General features: G+C 44.7%; 19 protein-coding genes. All 19 read left to right on the top strand.

The annotated features are described in order from the left end of the window. The first annotated feature begins 39 nt into the window (after window positions 1-39). Window positions 40-513 (top strand): ribosome maturation factor RimP, encoded by a 474-nt coding sequence (gene rimP, locus VP97_RS08825; RefSeq protein WP_050181412.1) that lies wholly within the window; start codon window positions 40-42, stop codon window positions 511-513. Between the two features lie 42 nt (window positions 514-555). Beyond that, complete coding sequence (gene nusA / locus VP97_RS08820) at window positions 556-1,692, top strand: transcription termination factor NusA (RefSeq protein WP_050181411.1); 1,137 nt, start codon at window positions 556-558, stop codon at window positions 1,690-1,692. Between the two features lie 14 nt (window positions 1,693-1,706). After that, entirely contained in the window at window positions 1,707-1,982 is a 276-nt protein-coding gene (gene rnpM / locus VP97_RS08815; RefSeq protein WP_050181410.1) for an RNase P modulator RnpM, read from the top strand. Between the two features lies 1 nt (window position 1,983). After that, a complete protein-coding gene (locus VP97_RS08810) occupies window positions 1,984-2,292 on the top strand; it encodes a YlxQ family RNA-binding protein (protein ID WP_050181409.1) in 309 nt (102 codons plus the stop codon). Window positions 2,293-2,329: 37 nt separating this feature from the next. Next, window positions 2,330-4,327, top strand: coding sequence for a translation initiation factor IF-2 (gene infB / locus VP97_RS08805; protein WP_050181408.1), 1,998 nt, complete (start codon window positions 2,330-2,332; stop codon window positions 4,325-4,327). Window positions 4,328-4,350: 23 nt separating this feature from the next. Continuing rightward, window positions 4,351-4,701: a 30S ribosome-binding factor RbfA gene (gene rbfA, locus VP97_RS08800; RefSeq protein ID WP_046175015.1), complete on the top strand. Its 351-nt coding sequence runs from the start codon at window positions 4,351-4,353 to the stop codon at window positions 4,699-4,701. 86 nt (window positions 4,702-4,787) lie between these two features. After that, window positions 4,788-5,681 (top strand): tRNA pseudouridine(55) synthase TruB, encoded by an 894-nt coding sequence (gene truB / locus VP97_RS08795; RefSeq protein WP_050181407.1) that lies wholly within the window; start codon window positions 4,788-4,790, stop codon window positions 5,679-5,681. Window positions 5,682-5,702: 21 nt separating this feature from the next. After that, window positions 5,703-6,665 carry a bifunctional riboflavin kinase/FAD synthetase gene (gene ribF, locus VP97_RS08790; RefSeq protein ID WP_050181406.1) on the top strand — a complete coding sequence of 321 codons (963 nt, stop codon included), beginning with the start codon at window positions 5,703-5,705 and terminating at the stop codon, window positions 6,663-6,665. Between the two features lie 109 nt (window positions 6,666-6,774). Then, complete coding sequence (rpsO, locus tag VP97_RS08785; RefSeq protein ID WP_018392393.1) at window positions 6,775-7,044, top strand: 30S ribosomal protein S15; 270 nt, start codon at window positions 6,775-6,777, stop codon at window positions 7,042-7,044. A 75-nt stretch (window positions 7,045-7,119) separates the two neighbouring features. After that, the gene (gene pnp, locus VP97_RS08780) at window positions 7,120-9,243 is read left to right on the top strand and encodes a polyribonucleotide nucleotidyltransferase (protein WP_050181403.1); all 2,124 of its coding nucleotides are present in this window, start codon (window positions 7,120-7,122) and stop codon (window positions 9,241-9,243) included. A gap of 133 nt (window positions 9,244-9,376) precedes the next feature. Beyond that, a complete protein-coding gene (locus tag VP97_RS08775; protein WP_050181686.1) occupies window positions 9,377-10,618 on the top strand; it encodes a M16 family metallopeptidase in 1,242 nt (413 codons plus the stop codon). A gap of 109 nt (window positions 10,619-10,727) precedes the next feature. Continuing rightward, window positions 10,728-11,600 carry a dipicolinate synthase subunit DpsA gene (gene dpsA / locus VP97_RS08770; RefSeq protein ID WP_172656751.1) on the top strand — a complete coding sequence of 291 codons (873 nt, stop codon included), beginning with the start codon at window positions 10,728-10,730 and terminating at the stop codon, window positions 11,598-11,600. A 3-nt stretch (window positions 11,601-11,603) separates the two neighbouring features. Then, window positions 11,604-12,209 carry a dipicolinate synthase subunit B gene (locus tag VP97_RS08765; protein WP_050181401.1) on the top strand — a complete coding sequence of 202 codons (606 nt, stop codon included), beginning with the start codon at window positions 11,604-11,606 and terminating at the stop codon, window positions 12,207-12,209. A 170-nt stretch (window positions 12,210-12,379) separates the two neighbouring features. Next, window positions 12,380-13,432 carry an aspartate-semialdehyde dehydrogenase gene (asd, locus tag VP97_RS08760; protein WP_050181400.1) on the top strand — a complete coding sequence of 351 codons (1,053 nt, stop codon included), beginning with the start codon at window positions 12,380-12,382 and terminating at the stop codon, window positions 13,430-13,432. Between the two features lie 40 nt (window positions 13,433-13,472). Further along, window positions 13,473-14,681, top strand: coding sequence for an aspartate kinase (gene dapG, locus VP97_RS08755; protein WP_050181399.1), 1,209 nt, complete (start codon window positions 13,473-13,475; stop codon window positions 14,679-14,681). A 43-nt stretch (window positions 14,682-14,724) separates the two neighbouring features. Beyond that, complete coding sequence (gene dapA, locus VP97_RS08750) at window positions 14,725-15,591, top strand: 4-hydroxy-tetrahydrodipicolinate synthase (RefSeq protein ID WP_050181398.1); 867 nt, start codon at window positions 14,725-14,727, stop codon at window positions 15,589-15,591. A 142-nt stretch (window positions 15,592-15,733) separates the two neighbouring features. After that, complete coding sequence (locus VP97_RS08745) at window positions 15,734-17,401, top strand: ribonuclease J (protein ID WP_050181397.1); 1,668 nt, start codon at window positions 15,734-15,736, stop codon at window positions 17,399-17,401. A 102-nt stretch (window positions 17,402-17,503) separates the two neighbouring features. Continuing rightward, the gene (locus tag VP97_RS08740; protein WP_050181396.1) at window positions 17,504-19,792 is read left to right on the top strand and encodes a DNA translocase FtsK; all 2,289 of its coding nucleotides are present in this window, start codon (window positions 17,504-17,506) and stop codon (window positions 19,790-19,792) included. A gap of 782 nt (window positions 19,793-20,574) precedes the next feature. Further along, complete coding sequence (locus VP97_RS08735; protein ID WP_050181685.1) at window positions 20,575-21,300, top strand: GntR family transcriptional regulator; 726 nt, start codon at window positions 20,575-20,577, stop codon at window positions 21,298-21,300. The last annotated feature ends 16 nt before the right edge of the window (window positions 21,301-21,316 follow it).

Raw genomic sequence — 21,316 nt, 5'->3', positions numbered from 1 at the left:
ATGTTCCGAAACAAATTCTTTCATGCGGGAGGATAAAAAATGAGCAAAATCATCGAAGCGGTTGAACAAATTGCTGTACCAATCATTGAAGAATTAAACCTCGAACTCGTTGAAACAGAGTATGTAAAAGAAGGGAAAAACTGGTTTTTGCGCCTCTATATTGACAAAGAAAACGGCGTGGACATTGAAGAGTGCGCAGCGGTTAGTGAACGGTTGAGCGAAAAGCTTGATGCCCTTGACCCGGACCCGATTCCACACAATTATTTCCTTGAAGTCTCATCGCCAGGTGCCGAGCGTCCGCTTAAAAAAGAGCAGGATTTCGAACGGGCTGTGGGCCGGCATGTAAACATTAAGCTTTATGAGCCAATTGATGGGGAAAAAACGTTTGAAGGAACACTGCTTTCGTTTGCAGACGGTGAGCTGACTGTAGAATATATGGTGAAAACTCGCAAAAAGCAAGTAACGGTTCCACTTTCTAAAGTGGCAAAAGCGCGTCTCGCTGTCACATTTTAAAAAAATTTAATAAGATATGGATGTAAGGAGGCTTTTTGGCCAATGAGTTCAGAATTATATGATGCGTTACTTTATCTTGAAAAAGAAAAAGGCATTGAGCGCAGTTTGTTAATTGAAGCAATTGAGGCAGCACTTGTCTCGGCATATAAACGCAATTTTAATCAGGCACAGAATGTACGGGTGGAGCTTAATTTAGAAGCCGGCTCTATGCGCGTATTTGCCCGCAAAGAAGTGGTCGACGAAGTGTTCGACTTCCGCTTGGAAATCGCGCTGGCGGATGCAGTACAAATCAATCCTTCCTATGAAATCGGTGATGTGGTTGAAATGGAAGTAACACCAAAAGATTTTGGCCGAATTGCGGCTCAGGCAGCCAAGCAGGTAGTAACGCAGCGTGTTCGTGAAGCGGAGCGGGGAATTATTTATTCGGAATTTATCGATCGCGAAGAAGATATTATGACCGGCATTGTACAACGTCAGGATGCCCGTTTTATTTATGTAAGTCTTGGCAAAATTGAAGCGCTTTTGCCGCAGGCGGAGCAAATGGCGAATGAAACATACAAGCCGCATGACCGGATTAAAGTATTCATTACAAAAGTAGAACGGACAACAAAAGGTCCGCAAATTTATGTATCACGCACACATCCAGGTCTCCTGAAGCGTTTGTTTGAAATTGAAGTGCCGGAAATTTTTGATGGCACTGTTGAAATCCGCTCAGTGTCACGCGAAGCAGGCGATCGTTCAAAAATTTCTGTTCATGCAGAAAATCCGGAAGTCGATCCGATCGGCGCTTGTGTCGGTCCAAAAGGAAATCGTGTCCAGGCGATTGTAAACGAGCTGAAAGGCGAAAAAATTGATATTGTTCAGTGGTCAGAAGATCCAGTTGTGTTTGTTGCAAATGCACTAAGTCCGGCCAAAGTAGTGGAAGTAATGGTGGATGAGGAAAACAAAGCAACAACCGTTATCGTGCCGGATTACCAGTTATCACTTGCTATTGGCAAGCGCGGACAAAATGCCCGTCTTGCAGCAAAGCTGACCGGCTGGAAAATTGATATTAAAAGTGAAACGGACGCTCGTGCAGCCGGTATTTATCCAAATGGGAAAAGCGAAGCGCAGGACGAAGAGGAAACAGAGCCGTCAAACAACAACCTTGAAGATTTCTTTTCTGAAGAAATCGAATAAGGAGGCTTACTGCAATGCCAATACCTAAAAAAGTTCCGCTCAGAAAATGCGCGGCAACAGGGGAAATGAAACCAAAAAAAGAAATGATTCGTATTGTCCGGTCAAAAGAAGGCGAAGTATCAATCGACCCTACTGGTAAAAAATCCGGACGCGGCACGTATGTTTCGAGAACGAAAGAAGCGGTGGAAGCAGCCCAAAAGAAAAATGTGCTGGCACGTCAGCTGAGCGCTGAAGTGCCGCCGTCTATTTATGATGAACTGCTTGAGCTTGTGACGAAGGGCAGAGACTGAGATGGCCATACATCCATGGGCTTCATTTCTCGGTCTTGCCAACCGTGCCGGCAAGCTGATCACCGGTGAAGAATTGACTGTAAAAGAAATACAGCGTGGAAATGCAAAGCTTGTTCTTTTATCAAAAGATGCATCCCGCAATACAGAAAAGAAAATAACGGATAAAGCAGCTTTTTACAAAGTGCCGGTGCGCCGCGTGGAAAATCGCGAAGTGCTCGGACAGGCCATTGGCAAAGAAGCGCGTGTCGTTGTAGCGGTAACAGACACCGGTTTTGCTAAAAAGCTTAAAACGCTTATCGAGGAGGAGTGACAGAAGCGATCTGTCATGACAAGGAGGCTGTTTAAATTTGAATAATAAACCGAATAATCAACAATCAAATACGAATAAACCAGCAGGAAACCGTGGACCGGCAAAACCGAAACCAACCGGTTCTAAACCAGGCCAGCAAAAGCAGGGCGGCGGTGCACGTGGCGGCGCTTCAAGACCTGGTTCCCGTGGTATTAACGGCGGACCACGTGGGAAAGGCCGCTCTGGTGGACAGCGTAAAGGAGCACCGAAACAGCCAATTCCAGTGAAAAAGAAAGAAATCCCAGAAAAAATTGTTTTCTCCGGCTCGTTAACTGTAGGTGAATTAGCTAAGAAAATGAATGTCGAGCCATCTGACGTTATTAAAAAATTGTTTATGCTTGGTGTGATGGCAACAATTAACCAAGAGCTTGATAAAGATGCAATTGAACTTGTGGCAAGTGAGTTTAACGTAGAGGTCGAAGAAGAGATTTTAATCGACAAAGCAGATCTTGAAACGTATTTTGAAGAAGAAGATTCAGAGGAAAATGCGATTGAACGTCCGGCTGTTGTAACGATTATGGGTCACGTTGACCACGGGAAAACGACTCTTTTAGATTCAATCCGCAATACAAAAGTAACAGAAGGCGAAGCGGGTGGTATCACCCAGCATATCGGAGCTTATCAAGCGGAAACAAACGGCAAAAAAATTACATTCCTTGATACACCGGGACACGCTGCGTTTACAACGATGCGTGCACGTGGAGCAAAAGTAACCGATATTACGATTCTTGTCGTGGCAGCAGACGACGGCGTGATGCCGCAAACGGTTGAAGCCATCAACCATGCAAAAGCAGCAGAAGTGCCAATTATTGTAGCAGTAAATAAAATCGATAAGCCAGCTGCAAACCCGGACCGTGTTATGCAGGAATTAACTGAGCATGGACTTGTACCTGAAGCGTGGGGCGGAGAAACCATTTTCGTACCGCTTTCAGCCAAACACGGTGAAGGTATTGATACATTGCTTGAAATGATTCTTCTTGTAGCAGAAGTAGAGGAGCTTAAAGCAGATCCAAAGCGAAAAGCAATGGGTACAGTGATTGAAGCCGAGCTGGATAAAGGGCGCGGATCTGTCGCAACATTACTTGTTCAAAACGGTACATTGAATGTTGGTGATCCGATCGTTGTCGGAAATACGTTTGGCCGCGTCCGCGCAATGGTAAATGATATTGGCCGCCGTGTGAAAACAGCGGGCCCATCTACGCCTGTTGAAATCACTGGATTAAATGAAGTGCCGCTTGCAGGTGATCGTTTTGTTGTCTTTGAAGACGAAAAAACAGCCCGTCAAATTGGGGAATCCCGTGCACAGGATGCTCTTTTAGCACAACGGAGCGAAAAAACAAAAGTCAGCCTTGATAACTTGTTTGAACATATGAAACAAGGGGAAATGAAAGACTTAAACATTGTTTTAAAAGCCGATGTACAGGGCTCGGTTGAAGCAGTAGCGGCTGCTCTTCAAAAAATTGAAGTAGAAGGCGTAAACGTAAAAATCATCCACACCGGCGCTGGTGCGATTACAGAATCGGATATTATTCTGGCTTCGGCTTCAAACGCCATTGTGATTGGATTTAACGTACGTCCAGATGTAAATGCGAAGCGTACGGCGGAAGCAGAAGAAGTAGAAGTACGTTTGCACCGCATCATTTACAAAGTAATTGAAGAAATCGAAGCGGCGATGAAAGGCATGCTTGATCCGGAATTTGAAGAGAAAATTATCGGACAGGCGGAAGTACGCCAGACATTCAAAGTGTCTAAAATCGGTACAATTGCGGGAAGCTATGTAACAGAGGGGAAAATTACGCGTGATTCAGGCGTTCGCTTGATCCGTGATGGCATCGTTATTTTCGAAGGAGAAGTCGATGCTCTGAAACGCTTCAAAGATGATGCAAAAGAAGTAGCGCAGGGCTATGAGTGTGGTATTACTATTCGCGGCTTTAATGATGTCAAAGAAGGCGATATCATCGAAGCATTTATCGAACAGGAAATCGAGCGCAAGTAACCTTCGCCCAAGGAGTGAGAAGTATGTCTATGCGGTCAAATCGTGTTGCCGAACAAATGAAAAAAGAATTGACGGAGATTTTAAGCCGGAAAGTGAAAGATCCTCGTATTGGCTTTCTAACCGTAACGGATGTTGAAGTTACAGGGGACCTGCAGCAGGCAACCGTTTATATTACGGTGCTTGGCGGTGAAGAGGAGCGGGAGGGCACGCTGAAGGCATTGGCGAAAGCAAAAGGGTTTATCCGTTCTGAACTCGGAACCCGAATCCGTCTCCGCAAAACCCCGGAGCTTATGTTTGAGTTTGATGAATCAGTTGCGTACGGAAACAAAATCGATACGCTGCTGCGGGAATTAAGAGACTCAGACCCGTCGTAGTACAAAAAGAGCGCCTTGAGAAGCAGCAGGAATGTCGGCTGCTTGATCAGGCGCTTTTTTTTTGACACCAAAAGGAGGTTTGGAATATGAATGGCATTTTGCCGCTATGGAAAGAAAAGGGTATGACATCGCATGACTGTGTATTTAAAGCCCGTAAAATTCTTCGTACAAAAAAAGTAGGGCATACAGGCACACTTGATCCCGATGTAGAAGGCGTGCTTCCTCTTTGTATTGGGACGGCAACGAGGCTCGCTGAATATATTACCGACAGTGGAAAAACCTATGAGGCAGAAGTGACTCTCGGCTTTTCAACAGAAACAGAGGACGCATCTGGAGCAGTGGTGGAGTCAAGAGCGGTTGACCGTATCATTACGGATGCAGAACTTGAAAATGTACTCAAAAGCATGACCGGCGAGATTGAACAAACGCCTCCTATGTATTCAGCTGTTAAAGTGAATGGCAAACGTTTGTATGAATATGCACGTGCCGGACAAACGGTAGAGCGTCCTTCACGCATGGTCTCTATTTACAACATTGAGCTCATCAGCCCGATCAAACAGGAAAATGAAAAAGTCCGTTTTTCCATTCGCGTTTCCTGTGGGAAAGGGACCTATATTCGAACGTTGGCCGTAATGATTGGTGAAAAGCTCGGCTATCCGGCGCATATGTCACGCTTGGTACGCACCCATTCAGGGGGTTTTGGTGAAGATGACTGCGTCACCCTGTCTGCGCTCGCAGAACGGAATCCAGAGGACGTCTTAAAGCCGGTTGAAACGGCGGTTTCTCATTTGCCGAAGTGGCCTGTAAGTGATACAGTAGCAGTAAAGGTAAAGAATGGGGCTGTTTTGTCGAAGCCTGCCCAGTGGCCGGCCGGGGAGTCTGAAGCAGCTGTTTATTTAAGCGGGGAACTATTGGCTATCTACCAGGTTCATCCAGAAAAAACGGGGCTGATCAAGCCGGTTAAAGTGATGCCACAATGACAGAGAGACAGGTGTGAAATTATGGATGTTATTATGCTGCGCCATCCGCACAGCCAGAAAAAAGAAGAATGTAAACCGATGGCGCTTGCGCTCGGTTTTTTTGACGGTGTACATAAAGGACATCAGCAGGTAATTGCTGCTGCCAAAAAAACAGCCGATCAGTATGGCTGGAAAAGTGCTGTAATGACGTTTGATCCTCATCCATCTGTGGTTCTTGGCAGAAAGCATAAGCATATTCGCCATATTACGCCGCTTGAAGAAAAAAAACGGTTGATTGCTGAGCTCGGTGTAGACTACTTGTTTGTGGTCCGGTTTACCTCCGATTTTGCAGCACTAGAACCACAGCAATTTGTAGATCAATATATCATTGGCTTAAATGTTAAGCATGTAACAGCTGGTTTTGATTACACATATGGTCGTCTTGGAAAAGGAACAATGGAAACATTAATGTTTCATTCACGCGGGTTATTCACTTTTACATCCGTTAACAAGCTTGAATTTGAAGAAGAAAAAGTAAGTTCTACCAAAGTAAGAGAATTGCTTTCAGAAGGCCTCGTCCGAGACGCTTCTGATTTACTGGGGCGTCCTTATCGAATGCATGGAACGGTTATTCATGGCGATAAAAGAGGCAGGAAAATGGGCTTTCCTACTGCCAATATTGAACCTGATGATGACTATTTCCTGCCGCGCACCGGCGTATACGCTGTGAAAATCCGCGTGAAAAATAAATGGCATGAAGGGGTATGCAATGTCGGGTTCCGTCCGACCTTTAAAAGTCCGGACAAGCCAGTTTTATCAATTGAAGTGCATATATTTCAATATAAAGGGGATATTTACGGAGAAGAGGTCGAGGTAGACTGGTTTATTCGGCTGCGCGGGGAGCAGAAGTTTAACGGGATTGAAGAGCTGGCCGCACAAATTGAACGGGATAAAACGGCCGCCATGCAGTTTTTCGACAGCAAACGTCTTGACGGGGAAGAATAAATTTCTTATAATAAGAAGTGCTTGACATTTTGAACCGCTGCTTGGCATTGCGAGTCTCCAACGTGTGCTCGGCTGACGGGGATGAACCAAATTAAAGGAGGAATTACAAATGGCATTATCACAAGAACGCAAAAACGAACTAATTCAGGAGTACAGAACACACGAAAGCGACACTGGGTCTCCAGAAGTGCAAATCGCTGTCCTAACTGAACAAATCAACACGTTGAATGATCACTTACGTACACATAAAAAAGACCACCATTCACGTCGCGGTCTTCTAAAAATGGTCGGCCGCCGTCGTAACCTGCTTTCATACCTTCGTAACAAGGATGTAGCGCGTTACCGCGAGTTGATCCAAAAGCTCGGTTTGCGCCGATAATTCACGATAAAGCGGGATTTTTCCCGCTTTTTTGTTAGGAAAAAAACGTTTTTAAATAAAGAGAGGTGCAACCAAATGGAGCAGGGAAAAAGAACATTTTCCATCGACTGGGCAGGACGCGAATTAACGGTTGAAGTAGGACAAATCGCGAAGCAGGCCAATGGTTCAGCGCTAATTCGCTACGGCGATACGGTCGTACTTAGTACTGCGACGGCTTCAAAGGAAGCAAAAGCAGTAGACTTCTTTCCATTAACAGTAAACTACGAAGAACGTCTTTATGCTGCCGGTAAAATTCCAGGCGGATTTATTAAAAGAGAAGGCCGTCCGAGTGAAAAAGCGACATTGGCAAGCCGGTTAATTGACCGCCCGATTCGTCCGCTTTTTGCCGATGGATTCCGTAACGAAGTTCAAGTAATCAGCATGGTCATGAGTGTAGACCAGGACTGCTCATCTGAAATGGCTGCCATGTTCGGTTCCTCACTGGCGCTTTCAGTATCAGACATTCCATTCGAAGGTCCAATCGCCGGAGTGAACGTCGGCCGTGTAGACGGTTCTTTCGTGATCAACCCGACAGTGGAGCAGCAGGAAAAAAGCGACATTGATTTATCGGTCGCGGGTACAAAAGAAGCGATTAACATGGTTGAAGCGGGAGCCGACGAAGTACCAGAAGAAGTGATGCTTGAAGCTATTATGTTTGGCCACGAAGAAATCAAGCGTTTAATTGCTTTCCAGGAAGAAATTGTAGCAGAATGCGGAAAAGAAAAACGTGAAGTCGTTCTTTATGAAAACGATAAAATTCTTGAAGCAAAGATTCGGGCTATGTGTGAAGCGGATATGAAGCAGGCGATTCAAACAGCTGAAAAGCATGCACGTGAAGAAGCGATTACAGAAGTGAAAAATGCTGTGAAAGAAGCGCTTCTTTCAGAAGGCGAAGAAGAAGTGCTGGCAGAAGCTTCTGCTATTCTTGAAAAACTTGTTAAAGAAGAAGTGCGCCGTTTGATTACGGTTGAAAAAATTCGTCCAGACGGCCGGAAGATCGACGAAATTCGTCCGCTTTCTTCTGAAACCACATTACTTCCACGTACACATGGCTCTGCTATGTTTACCCGTGGACAAACACAGGTATTAAGTGTGGCCACACTTGGTGCTTTAGGTGATGTGCAAATTTTGGACGGTCTTGGAACAGAAGAATCCAAACGGTTTATGCACCATTATAATTTTCCTTCGTTCAGCGTTGGGGAAACACGTCCGCTTCGTGCACCGGGGCGCCGGGAAATTGGGCATGGCGCTCTTGGAGAGCGGGCTCTTTATCCAATTATTCCAGATGAAAAAGATTTCCCGTATACGATTCGCCTTGTATCAGAAGTTCTTGAGTCAAACGGATCGTCATCACAAGCAAGTATTTGTGCAAGTACGATGGCGATGATGGATGCCGGTGTACCGATTAAAGCACCAGTAGCCGGTATTGCAATGGGACTTGTGAAGTCTGGCGAACACTACACAGTGCTATCTGACATTCAAGGAATGGAAGACCACCTTGGCGATATGGACTTTAAAGTAGCGGGTACAGCAAAAGGCGTTACCGCTTTGCAAATGGATATTAAAATCGACGGATTAAGCCGACAGATCCTAGAAGAAGCACTTCAGCAGGCAAAACAAGGCCGAATGCATATTTTAGATCACATGCTGTCGGTAATCGATACGCCGCGTACAGAATTGTCGGCTTATGCACCGAAAATTATGACAATGACGATTAATCCGGACAAAATCCGTGATGTTATCGGACCAAGCGGCAAACAAATCAATAAAATTATTGAAGAAACCGGCGTGAAAATCGATATTGAACAAGACGGAACGGTCTTTATTTCATCGGTGAACCAGGAAGATAACGAACGCGCCAAGAAAATTATTGAAGATATTGTACGTGAAGTACAAGTCGGTGAGCTTTATATGGGGAAAGTAAAACGAATTGAAAAATTCGGTGCTTTTGTCGAACTGTTTAAAGGCAAGGACGGTCTTGTACACATTTCCGAGCTTTCTGAAGAGCGGGTTGGCAAAGTAGAAGACGTACTGAAAATTGGCGATGAGCTTCTTGTAAAGGTTATTGCGATTGATAACCAAGGACGCGTAAATGTGTCAAGAAAAGCTGTTTTAAAAGAACAGCGTGAAAAAGAAGAGGCGGCTAAGCAGCAGCAATAAAACGAAAAGCAGAGACTTTCCTGTAAAGTCTCTGCTTTTTTTATAGCAATTGAAGGGAAAATGTGATATTGTTATTCATTGATATTATGACGCTGTCAACGAGATGAACAGAAATTAGGGGGATATGATTACGTTGATAAAACGATTTACATGTAAGAATGGCGTGACCATCGTAACAGAAGAAATGACCACGGTTCGGTCCGCTGCAATCGGTATTTGGATTGCAACAGGCTCTCGTGATGAATCACCAAAACTAAACGGTGTATCCCATTTTCTTGAACATATGTTCTTTAAAGGAACAGATACGTTAAGTGCAAAAGAAATAGCAGAAAGCTTTGACAGCATTGGCGGTCAGGTAAATGCTTTTACTTCAAAAGAATACACATGCTACTATGCAAAGGTACTTGATAATCATGCAGACCACGCTTTAAATGTGCTGGCTGATATGTTTTTCAACTCTAAATTTGATGCAGAAGAGCTTGAAAAAGAGCGTAATGTTATTTTAGAGGAAATTAAAATGTATGAAGATGCGCCGGATGATATTGTCCATGACCTGCTTAGCAGCGCTGCTTACGGCGATCATCCACTTGGCCTGCCTATTTTGGGCACGGAAGAAACACTGGCTGCTTTTACACGTGATACATTAAAGGAATATATGTACAACATGTATACACCGGACCGGGTCGTTATTTCTATTGCAGGTAATATTACCGAAGAACTTGTGAAAAAAGCGGAAGCTCTTTTTGGAGAATACGAAGGCGGCAAGGCACCGGTTATGGAAGCCGTTTCGGATTTTTATTACGAAAAAAAGGCGCGTGCTAAAGAAACAGAACAAGCACATTTATGTCTTGGGTATGAAGGTGTTCCAATTGGAGACAAGGACATCTACAATTTAATTGTATTAAACAATATTATCGGCGGAAGTATGTCAAGCCGCCTTTTTCAGGAAGTTCGCGAGGAACGCGGTCTTGCTTATTCGGTTTATTCATACCATTCTTCCTACAAAGACACAGGTCTTGTCACGTTCTACGGAGGAACAGGCGCTGAGCAGCTTGATGAGTTGTATGAGACGATTATGGAATCCATCGATCTTGTTAAAAGGGAAGGTATTACGGCAAAAGAGCTTCATAACAGCAAAGAACAGTTGAAGGGAAGCTTAATGCTCAGCCTTGAGAGCACCAACAGCCGCATGAGCCGTAATGGGAAAAACGAATTGCTTCTTAAGCGCCATCGTACACTTGATGAAGTAGTTTCACTCATTGACAATGTAACAAAAGAACGAGTCGATGAACTGGCAAAAGAGTTATTCGATAAACCATTTTCCGCTTCCTTGATCAGCCCGGATGGCAAATGGCCAAAAACCGCTTCAATCTGAATCCGCTCAAAGAGTGGATTCTTTTTTTTTGGAACAAAATCATAACGCACAGGGAAAAAATGCGATTCATACAATAACAAAGAATACGCCGCAATTGGAGGAGATTAAAATGAAGGCATTGATTTATGGCGGAGATGCCAGACAGATTGAAATGGGCCGCCTGCTAATGGAGCGCGGCATCCATGTGTATATGGCAGGGTTTGATCAAGCAGAAGAAGAGCTTGAAGGTGCACAGGTAATCAAACAGGAGGAATTGTCCTACGAGCAAATGAACTTGTTTATATTACCGGTGTCCGGCGTGAAAAAAGGAGGGGTAGTAGATGCCCCATTTTCATCAAAACCGCTTTATATGACAAAAGAAATTGCCGAGTCTCTGTCACCCAATTGCATTATCGTAAGCGGCATTGAGACACCCGCATTAAAAAGCATAGTAAGCCGCGACATTCTGTATATTTTTGACCGGGAAGACGCAGCGGTGCTTAACTCTATCCCGACAGCTGAAGGAACGTTGATGATTGCCATGCAAAAAACCGACCATACCATTCACGGAGCAAACGTTATGGTTATAGGACTAGGCCGGGTTGGTATTACAACGGCCCGTCTGTTCCATCAGGTCGGTGCCCATGTAACAGCAGCGATTCGAGAAACAGGGAAGTTTGCCAGAGCAAAAGAAATGAATCTTTATCCTTTTTATATGGAGAGCATGAAAGAAGAAATTAAACGAGCTGACATTGTCATCAACACAGTACCGGACATGGTTTTGCCAAAAGAAATAGTAGAGCAGATGAAAACAGGCTCTCTTATTATTGATCTGGCTTCCGAGCCGGGGGGAACAGACTTTGAAGCTGCACAAAAAGCAGGTATTGAAGCGATTCATGCGCTTGGCCTGCCAGGCAAGGTAGCACCTAAAACAGCTGGAGAAATACTCACTCACGTTTTATGGGATGCTGTGAAAGAATGGAAAGAAGAAAGGGGATTATAAGGCGTGGACCTATCGTTAAAAGGGCGTCGGATTGGTTTTGGGATCACAGGCTCACATTGTACATTTGAAGAGATTGTGCCGGTTGTGGCAAAGTTAAAAGAACTTGGGGCAGAGGTGGTGCCAGTGGCCACCAATACGGTTCAAAAAGAAGCAAGCCGGTTTGGTTCAGCTGGAGAGTGGCTGGAAAAAGTAGAGCAGGTAGCCGGCCACAAAGCCATTACAACAATTCAAGATGCTGAACCGCTTGGACCAAAAGCGCCCCTGGATTGTATGGTCATTGCGCCTATGACGGGAAATTCAATCAGTAAATTCGCGAATGCGGCTACAGATTCTCCTGTTTTAATGGCTGCGAAAGCAACGCTTCGAAACGGAAGTCCGATCGTTGTAGCCGTTTCAACAAATGATGCTCTTGGGCTAAACAGTCAAAACATTATGAAGCTGCTGAATATGAAAAATATTTACTTTGTTCCTTTCGGCCAGGATGATCCAATTAAAAAGCCAAATTCTTTGGTTGCATTTATGGATTTAATCCCCGCCACGGTTTCAGCTGCACTTTCACACAAACAAATTCAGCCGCTCTTAAAAGAATATCCACCTTCCACAGTATAAAGAAATCACGGCTTTTTTCATTTCTAATCGATTTTCTTCTTTCCATCGTCCTTTAATGTGTTAAAATGCTATTATCAGTATCAAGATACTTTTTGCAACATTCTTGTTCTTTCGACAATGTATCTTTATACAAAAAGATGAACTTTTATTACTGGAAGGGGAAGATTTAAATGAGTAACACAGGTTTTCGCGTAGCCGTCGTCGGGGCGACGGGAGCGGTCGGACAGCAAATGCTAAAAACATTGGAAGAGCGCAATTTCCCGATTAAGACATTGACGCTTCTTTCATCCGCCCGTTCAGCGGGAAAAACCGTTTCTTTTAGAGGCGAAGAGGTAACGATCCAAGAAGCAAAGCCGGAAAGCTTTGAAGGAATCGATATTGCCCTGTTTTCCGCAGGCGGCAGTGTATCTGAAGCATTGGCTCCGGAAGCGGCAAAGCGTGGTGCAATCGTAATCGATAACACAAGCGCCTTCCGTATGCATCCGGATGTACCGCTAGTAGTACCGGAAGTAAACAAAGAGGATCTACGCAATCATAAAGGCATTATCGCCAATCCAAACTGCTCAACGATCCAAATGCTTGTGGCACTTGAGCCGATTCGCCAGGCAGCTGGCTTGAAGAAAGTGATTGTTTCAACATACCAGGCTGTTTCAGGTGCAGGTGCAAAAGCAGTTGAAGAGCTTTATAGCCAGACAAAAGCGATTGTAAACAATGAATCATTTGAGCCGCAGATTCTTCCAGTGGGCAGCGATAAAAAACATTATCAAATTGCTTTTAATGCGATTCCGCAAATTGATAAATTCCAGGATAATGGCTTCACATATGAAGAAATGAAAATGATTAACGAAACAAAGAAAATTATGCACATGGAAGACCTGCCCGTTGCAGCAACTTGTGTTCGTCTGCCAATTGCAACTGGTCACTCAGAATCTCTTTATTTTGAAACAGAAAAAGGCGGTTTAAGTGCAGCAGATATCCAGGCTCTTCTAAAAGATGCTCCTGGCGTTGTGCTGCAAGACAACCCGTCTGAACAGCTTTACCCGATGCCAGCAGACTGTGTCGGTAAAAATGATACATTCGTTGGACGCATTCGTAAAGATCTTGATACCGATAACGGTTTCCATATGTGGGTTGTTTCTGATAATCTGTTAAAAGGAGCAGCTTGGAATTCTGTTCAGATTGCTGAAACCTTAATTGAAATGGGGATTGTAACAGAAAAATAAGCCGGCTGCCACTCCTAATTGAGAAAGCCAGGTGTAAAATGTGAATATCATCATTCAAAAGTTTGGCGGAACGTCCGTCCGCGACGAACAGTCGCGGATGAGCGCTCTCAGTCATGTACAGAGCGCGGTCCGCGAAGGATATAAGGTAGTTGTCGTAGTTTCTGCGATGGGGCGAAAAGGCGATCCGTATGCGACGGATACGCTTCTTTCGCTTGCTGGGGAAGGCATGGGGATGCTGACAAAGCGGGAAACGGATCTGCTTATGTCAACAGGAGAGCTTATTTCCAGCCTTGTTTTCTCAGCGATGCTGAAAGAAAATGGACTGTCCTCTGTCGCGCTTACAGGCGCTCAAGCCGGATTTGTGACAGACCATAACCATATGAATGCGAAAATTGTCAAAATCGAACCGGCAAGGTTGTTGAAAGAATTTGAAGTATGTGATGTTGTGGTTGTAGCGGGCTTTCAGGGTGCTTCAAGCGCGGGAGAAATTACAACACTTGGACGGGGCGGCAGTGATACTTCTGCAGCAGCACTCGGCGCAGCATTGCAGGCCGATTTTATTGACATTTTTACAGACGTGAATGGCATTATGACCGCTGACCCAAGAATTGCCCAAAACGCCCGGCCATTGTCTGTTGTAACTTATACAGAAGTATGCAACATGGCTTATCAGGGTGCCAAGGTCATTCATCCGCGGGCTGTGGAAATTGCCATGCAGGCCAAGGTACCGCTGCGCATTCGGTCTACGTATTCAGAGGAAACAGGCACTCTCGTTACATCTTCTCCAGATGAAAACCGCGGTTCTGATACACGTGACCGTCTTGTGACAGGTATTGCTCACGTAACGGGCATTACACGTATTCGGATCCAAACGACAGAACAGGCAGAAATTTTCGCGCTGATGGCATCCGAGGGCATTAGTGTTGATTTTATCAACATTTCTGAAGACCGTGTCACATACACGGTTGTGGATGCCGATGCACCAAAAGCAAAGCAGCGTTTAGAGGAAAAAGGATATGCGCCCCTTCTTGACCCGGATTGTGCAAAGGTATCTGTCGTAGGTGCCGGCATGACAGGCGTACCGGGCGTTACATCTAAAATTGTTTCAGCGCTTGCTGCAAAAGGCATCAGCATTATGCAGTCTGCAGACAGTCATACCACAATCTGGGTTTTAGTCAAAGAAGACCAGATGTCGGCTGCTGTTAATGCCCTGCACGATGCATTTTTACTTGAACAAATAAATGAATAAGGCTGAATTGATCGAGGAAGCCGGAATTAGGAGGCGATTGCATATGATTTCTTTCGGCCGGTTGTCGACGGCAATGGTGACGCCGTTTGACTCAAAAGGAAACATTGATTTCGAAAAAACCACACAGCTGATTGAACATTTAATCGGAACCGGAACTGATTCGCTTGTCGTAGCGGGAACAACCGGGGAATCACCAACACTTACATCTGAGGAAAAAGTGGCGCTTTTCCGCCATACCGTCAAAGTAGTAAACGGCCGTATTCCGGTCATTGCCGGTACGGGAAGCAACAATACAAAAGCATCTATTGAACTAACCAAAAAAGCAGAAGCTGAAGGCGTCGATGCCATCATGCTTGTGGCTCCTTACTACAATAAGCCGAATCAGGAAGGGTTATTCCAGCACTTTAAAACAGTTGCAGAATCAACTCATCTTCCCGTTATGATTTACAACATTCCGGGCCGTTCTTCGGTTTTAGTTGAACCAAAAACAACGATTCGCCTGGCGAATGAAGTGCCAAATATCATGTCTACAAAAGAAGCAAGCGGCAGCCTTGATATCATAACAGAAATCGTAGCCAATACAGGAGATGATTTTCTTGTATACAGCGGCGATGATGGGCTGACACTGCCAATTCTCTCAGTGGGGGGAACAGGCATTATCTCTGTTGCGTCTCACGTAGCCGGAAAAGAAATGAAGCAAATGGTGAATGCTTACTTGGGCGGGGATGTTCAAACAGCAGCATCCATTCACCAGGCTCTTCTTCCACTTTTCCGTGGTTTGTTTGCCGCGCCAAATCCGGTGCCGGTTAAAACTGCTCTTCAAATGAAAGGTCTCGATGTCGGCGGAGTCCGCCTGCCGCTTCTTCCTTTAACAGAAGAGGAACGTACAACTTTATCGACACTCCTTTAAAAACAAAGCCGATTTTTGCAAAATATGTGCAAAAATCGGCTTTTCTTATTTCCTGACAGATAGTATTGGCTTTCATTTTCCTCATCGCTTATAATAGACGTAATGTTTGGATCGGGTTTTTAAATGTTTAGGAGGAAATAATGTGAGCAAGAGAACAAACGAATTAATTAAGATTATCCCGCTGGGCGGAGTCGGGGAAGTCGGGAAAAATATGACAGTGGTGGAGGTAGATCAAGATATTTTTGTGATCGACGCCGGCCTTATGTTTCCCGAAAATGAAATGCTTGGAATTGATATCGTCATTCCAGATATTACGTATCTGGAAGAAAATAAAGAGCGGGTAAAGGGCATTTTCCTGACACATGGTCATGAGGATGCGCTTGGCTCACTAGGATATGTACTTAAAAAAGTACAGGCTCCTGTATATGGAACCAAATTAACATTAGCGCTTGCGAAAATGCGCCTGCGTGAAGAAAATGTAAAAGAAGATGTGAAGTTTTACAACGTTCATTCTGAATCGAAGCTGCGGTTTGATCATGCGGATGTGACTTTTTTCCGGACAACCCACAGCATTCCGGATTCGGTTGGCGTCGCGATTCATACATCTGAAGGAGCGATTGTGCACACGGGTGAATTTAAATTTGACCAAAGTGCAAAAGGTCACTATGCACCGGATATCGGGAAAATGGCGGCACTTGGCAAAAACGGTGTTTTCGCTTTGCTTTCTGATTCAACAGAGGCTGAACGTCCGGGTTATACAACATCGGAGGCTGTCATTGCGTCGCAGCTGTCAGATGCGTTTCATTCAGCTGAAGGCCGCATTATTGTTTCATTGTTTGCGTCTAACTTAATTCGTATGCAGCAGGTATTTGATGCCGCTCATGAAAATGGGCGTAAGGTAGCGGTGAGCGGTAAAAGCATTCAGCGTGTAAATGACATTGCCATCCGGCTTGGCTATTTGCATGTAGAAGACGATATTTTAATCAGTTTAAATGAAATCAGCAAGCATGCTGATCATGAAGTGGTCATCCTGGCAACAGGCGTACAGGGCGAGCCGATTGAGGCACTTCAAAAAATGGCAAAAGGAACAAACCGACATGTGAAAATTAAAGAAGGCGATACAGTGCTGATTACAGCGTCTCCATCTCCAGGCTTAGAGCTGTTAATGGCAAAAACAGTAAACCTTCTTTACCGTGCCGGAGCAAATGTGTTAACTGGAAGCCGTCGTGTACATGTATCAGGACATGGCTCTCAGGAAGACTTAAAGTTTATGCTTAATTTGATGAAGCCAACATACTTTATTCCGATTCAAGGGGAATATCGCATGCTGAAAGCTCATAAAAACCTGGCGCAAACGGCAGGTGTGCCGGAAGAGAATATTTATATTCCCGAAAAAGGTGATGTCATTGAATTTAAAAACGGGACTATGCGTCCGGCGGGTCGTGTAACGGCAGGCAATGTGTTAATTGACGGAATTGGTGTTGGGGATGTAGGCAATATTGTTCTTCGCGACCGAAAGCTGCTGTCGCAGGATGGGATTTTCACTGTTGTCATTACATTAAGCAAAAAACAAAAAAGAATCGTCGCTGGACCGGAAATTATCTCACGCGGTTTCGTATACGTGCGTGAGTCAGAAAAGCTGATTGATGATTCAGTAAAGCTTGTGACAGGTATTGTTGAGAAAAATCTTGCAGGTGAAACGTTTGAATGGTCTGGTATTAAGCAGGATATTCGCGATCAATTAAATTCATTCTTACATGAGAAAACAAAGCGCCGTCCAATGATTCTGCCAATTATTATGGAAGTATAAACGCTCGTATGTTCCCATGTGTCGATAATATGATATAATGTGAAAGCAGCCGAAACCGGCTGCTTTCAACTGTTTAAAGATCATGAAAAGTAGGGTGACGACATGGCACAAAAAAAACGAAAAAAACCGGCCCGGCGTCGGACTAATAAAGAAAAAAAACAAATAGACTCATTGAAAATCCAGGGGGCCGGTGCGCTTATCCTTATTTTTTGCGCTGTGGGGCTGCTTGGCACGGGAGCCGCTGGAGCTGTAGTCAAAGGAACAGCTGCTTTCTTCTTTGGAACACTGTATGCGCTTGGACTGATCGGTCTCTGTGGCATGGCTCTTTACATGATAGTGAAGCGAAATCGGCCGCCGATTTGGGAGCGGAAAATCACAGGAGGCTTACTGGTGATTGCCAGTCTGCTTGTGTTTCTTCACATTCGGCTGTTTGAAAATCCAGCAGCCGGCATTAATTACACAGCGGAGACATGGTATTTGTACAAGCAAAGCGTCTCGGGCGTCGGGACGATGGATATTGGCGGTGGTATGATAGGTGGAGTCCTGTTTCATCTGTTTTTCTTCCTATTTGGCCGTCCGGGAACATGGATTTTTAGTTTGGCTTTGCTTTTCACTGGTATTGTACTGGTGGGCGGCAAGCCGCTTGTGGAAAAATTGATTCATGGAACTTCTTTTGCAGGAGAAAAGCTACATGAGTCGTTTCAACAAACAAGAGAACGGCTGGCAGAGCGCAGAGAAGAACAAAAAAGAGAGCGGATTGAACAGAAAAAAACGGTTTCGGCCGTTGACGATTCTCCAGAACCAGTTGTTAAAGAAGAACCAGCCCTTTCAGAAGCGGTACCGGTCATTTCTAGTTTTTCTGAAAAAGCATACAAAGAAGAGCCGATTTCCTCTCTAAAGAAAAGCGAACCGGAGACGCCTCAGGAAGCAGAGCCGGCCGCTTTATCTTTCACAGAAGCCGAAAACAAAGATTACAAGCTGCCGCCAGCTTCTTTATTGCAAAAGCCACAGCAGGCAGATCAAAGCAATGAAAAAAAACATATTCAGAAAAATGCCCAAAAACTTGAAAAGACCTTTCAAAGCTTTGGTGTAAAAGCGAAAGTAACCCAAATTCATCTTGGTCCAGCTGTTACCAAATATGAAGTTCAGCCTGATACAGGTGTTAAAGTAAGTAAAATTGTCGGGCTGACAGACGATTTGGCGCTGGCGCTTGCGGCAAAGGATATCCGGATGGAAGCACCGATTCCTGGAAAATCGGCGATAGGAATTGAAGTGCCAAACGCTGAAGTAGCGATGGTCAGCTTCCGTGAAGTGATAGAAGCCAAGCAGCATGAAAAAAAGGAATCGAAACTTTTGGCAGCGCTTGGCCGGGACATTACCGGCGAAGCGATTGCAGCTGAACTGAATAAAATGCCGCATTTGCTCGTGGCCGGTGCGACCGGTAGCGGAAAAAGTGTCTGCATCAATGGTATTATCACCAGCATTTTAATGCGGGCCAAGCCACATGAAGTAAAAATGATGATGATTGATCCGAAGATGGTTGAGCTGAATGTATACAATGGGGTTCCACATCTGCTGGCTCCTGTTGTAACAGATGCCAAAAAAGCTTCACAGGCACTGAAAAAAGTAGTTGGAGAGATGGAACGCCGGTATGACTTGTTTTCCCATACAGGCACGCGAAATATTGAAGGCTATAACGGGCATGTGACAAAGCATAATAATGAAACCGGGGAGAAACAGCCGCATCTTCCTTATATCGTCGTGATTGTAGACGAGCTGGCCGACTTGATGATGGTTGCTTCAAATGATGTGGAGGACTCCATTACTCGGCTTGCCCAGATGGCCCGTGCAGCAGGTATTCACTTAATTATTGCGACTCAGCGTCCTTCTGTAGATGTTATTACAGGGGTGATCAAAGCCAATATTCCTTCACGCATCGCTTTTTCTGTTTCGTCAGCAACTGATTCCCGTACCATTTTAGACATGGGAGGTGCTGAAAAGCTTCTTGGACGAGGAGACATGCTTTTCTACCCGTCTGGAGCTGTAAAGCCGATCCGGGTTCAGGGTGCTTTTTTATCAGATGAAGAGGTAGAAGATATCGTAGATTTTGTGATTGCTCAGCAAAAAGCCCAGTACCAGGAAGAAATGATTCCGGAAGATATTCCGGAAACAGCCGGAAAGTCGGAGGATGAGCTGTACGATGATGCGGTTCAGCTCGTGGCCGAAATGCAGACTGCATCTGTTTCTATGCTGCAGCGCCGTTTTCGAATTGGCTACAGCCGGGCAGCACGTTTAATTGACGAAATGGAAATGAGGGGTGTTATCGGCCCTTATGAAGGAAGCAAGCCGCGGACGGTTCTCGTTCCAAAACCTTCTGAAGAAACGATTTAAAAAGAACAGCCGACAGCGGCTGTTCTTTTTCATTCTATTGAAATGTAACGTTGTCTAGCTACAACTTCCCCAAAATCTACATGTATAGTGACGGTTCTTAGCCGGAGCATAGAAAGAGCAGCATTCGCGGGACTCCGCTTTCCAAGGGACAGGCGGTGAGCTCGTCCCTTAGGAGTCTCCGCCCCGCGCCTGCCGCCTTGGTGGGGAGGAAAAGAAGCCAGTGAAACCAGTGTATTTTCCCCTTCCTATGCTGGAAAAACAAAAAAACCTTTCAACCTCTCTATTTTTCAGACATACAACGGGCAGAGAGCTGCTGGCGCAGATTCCCGTGGGATGACTGATTCAGCGTTTGCCCCTGCTATTAGCGAAGCCGCAAGTCTGCAGCCCACTGACACTGTTTATCAAAAACGTTTTTCAAGCGAGAAGGCTCTCTGGCAGGCTAAAAAAACATGTTACATACACTTTTTGAAAAAACAAATTTCCTCTTGATCTCTTTGTTTTTCAACACTAAGAAAAAGAATAGCCGACAGTGGCTTTTCTTTTTTTAAAAAAACTTTTTATGTACATTATGCATTTGTTTGTAAGCGATTTCGCTCCTTTTATTACTTTGTTTGTATAATGATACAAGTACGAGAATATTTAATAGAATTCTGCTTTTTGCTATTAAATAGTATCTTTTCAATTATCAAAAAAAATGATATGTTAAATGAAATTAGCGTAAATGTTAAACCTCAGAGGTCTGATGTCTCATGCGAATGAAAGGAAAAGGTGGTGATGATTCTATGTCCATTAAACAGGACAACCGGCATTTATACCTTCAGGTAATTGACCGGCTGAAAAAAGACATCGAAGAAGGAATCTACAAAGAAAAAGAAAAGCTTCCTTCCGAATTTGAGCTTGCCAAACAGCTTGGCGTCAGCAGAGCAACCCTTAGAGAAGCCCTGCGCATACTGGAGGAGGAAAATGTGATTATCCGGCGTCATGGAGTAGGTACATTTGTCCATTCCAAGCCATTATTCACATCTGGAATTGAACAGTTAATTAGTGTAACAGACATGATTGTAAATGCAGGCATGGAACCGAGTACCATTTTTCTTTCATCTGCAGTTATGCAGGCAACTGAGGAGGATGCGCGCAGGCTTGCATGCGAACCGGATGCAGAATTGATGGTAATTGAGCGTGTACGGACGGCAAACGGAGTGCCAGTCGTTTATTGTATTGATAAAATACCAAAAGTATTGTTTCCAGGGCAATTTGACGCAGGACAGGAATCATTGTTCACGTTGTTTGACGAACAAGCCGCTCATCCTGTTTCGCATGCTGTTGCCAACATCGAACCATATGGCTGGCATGAAAAGGTATCACCCATTCTTGATTGTGAACCTGAAACAGCACTGCTTGCCCTAAAGCAGCTTCATTACACAGAAAATGATGTGCCGGTTTTGTACTCGGTCAATTATTTTCGGGCGGACAAGTTCAGTTTTCATGTTTTGCGCAGACGCATGTAGACGAAGCATCCACGTT

The organism is Domibacillus robiginosus (genome assembly GCF_000966195.1).
Lineage (GTDB): Bacteria > Bacillota > Bacilli > Bacillales > Domibacillaceae > Domibacillus > Domibacillus robiginosus.
This window is presented reverse-complemented; position numbering and strand designations above follow the sequence as displayed.

What these genes read in the sequence shown, in the direction of transcription:
- rnpM (WP_050181410.1), top strand. Translation starts at nt 1,707, where the DNA reads ATGCCAATACCTAAAAAAGTTCCGCTCAGAAAATGCGCGGCAACAGGG.
- rbfA (WP_046175015.1), top strand. Translation starts at nt 4,351, where the DNA reads ATGTCTATGCGGTCAAATCGTGTTGCCGAACAAATGAAAAAAGAATTG.
- pnp (WP_050181403.1), top strand. Translation starts at nt 7,120, where the DNA reads ATGGAGCAGGGAAAAAGAACATTTTCCATCGACTGGGCAGGACGCGAA.
- rimP (WP_050181412.1), top strand. Translation starts at nt 40, where the DNA reads ATGAGCAAAATCATCGAAGCGGTTGAACAAATTGCTGTACCAATCATT.
- VP97_RS08810 (WP_050181409.1), top strand. Translation starts at nt 1,984, where the DNA reads ATGGCCATACATCCATGGGCTTCATTTCTCGGTCTTGCCAACCGTGCC.
- ribF (WP_050181406.1), top strand. Translation starts at nt 5,703, where the DNA reads ATGGATGTTATTATGCTGCGCCATCCGCACAGCCAGAAAAAAGAAGAA.
- asd (WP_050181400.1), top strand. Translation starts at nt 12,380, where the DNA reads ATGAGTAACACAGGTTTTCGCGTAGCCGTCGTCGGGGCGACGGGAGCG.
- dapA (WP_050181398.1), top strand. Translation starts at nt 14,725, where the DNA reads ATGATTTCTTTCGGCCGGTTGTCGACGGCAATGGTGACGCCGTTTGAC.
- truB (WP_050181407.1), top strand. Translation starts at nt 4,788, where the DNA reads ATGAATGGCATTTTGCCGCTATGGAAAGAAAAGGGTATGACATCGCAT.
- nusA (WP_050181411.1), top strand. Translation starts at nt 556, where the DNA reads ATGAGTTCAGAATTATATGATGCGTTACTTTATCTTGAAAAAGAAAAA.
- VP97_RS08740 (WP_050181396.1), top strand. Translation starts at nt 17,504, where the DNA reads ATGGCACAAAAAAAACGAAAAAAACCGGCCCGGCGTCGGACTAATAAA.
- dpsA (WP_172656751.1), top strand. Translation starts at nt 10,728, where the DNA reads ATGAAGGCATTGATTTATGGCGGAGATGCCAGACAGATTGAAATGGGC.
- rpsO (WP_018392393.1), top strand. Translation starts at nt 6,775, where the DNA reads ATGGCATTATCACAAGAACGCAAAAACGAACTAATTCAGGAGTACAGA.
- VP97_RS08735 (WP_050181685.1), top strand. Translation starts at nt 20,575, where the DNA reads ATGTCCATTAAACAGGACAACCGGCATTTATACCTTCAGGTAATTGAC.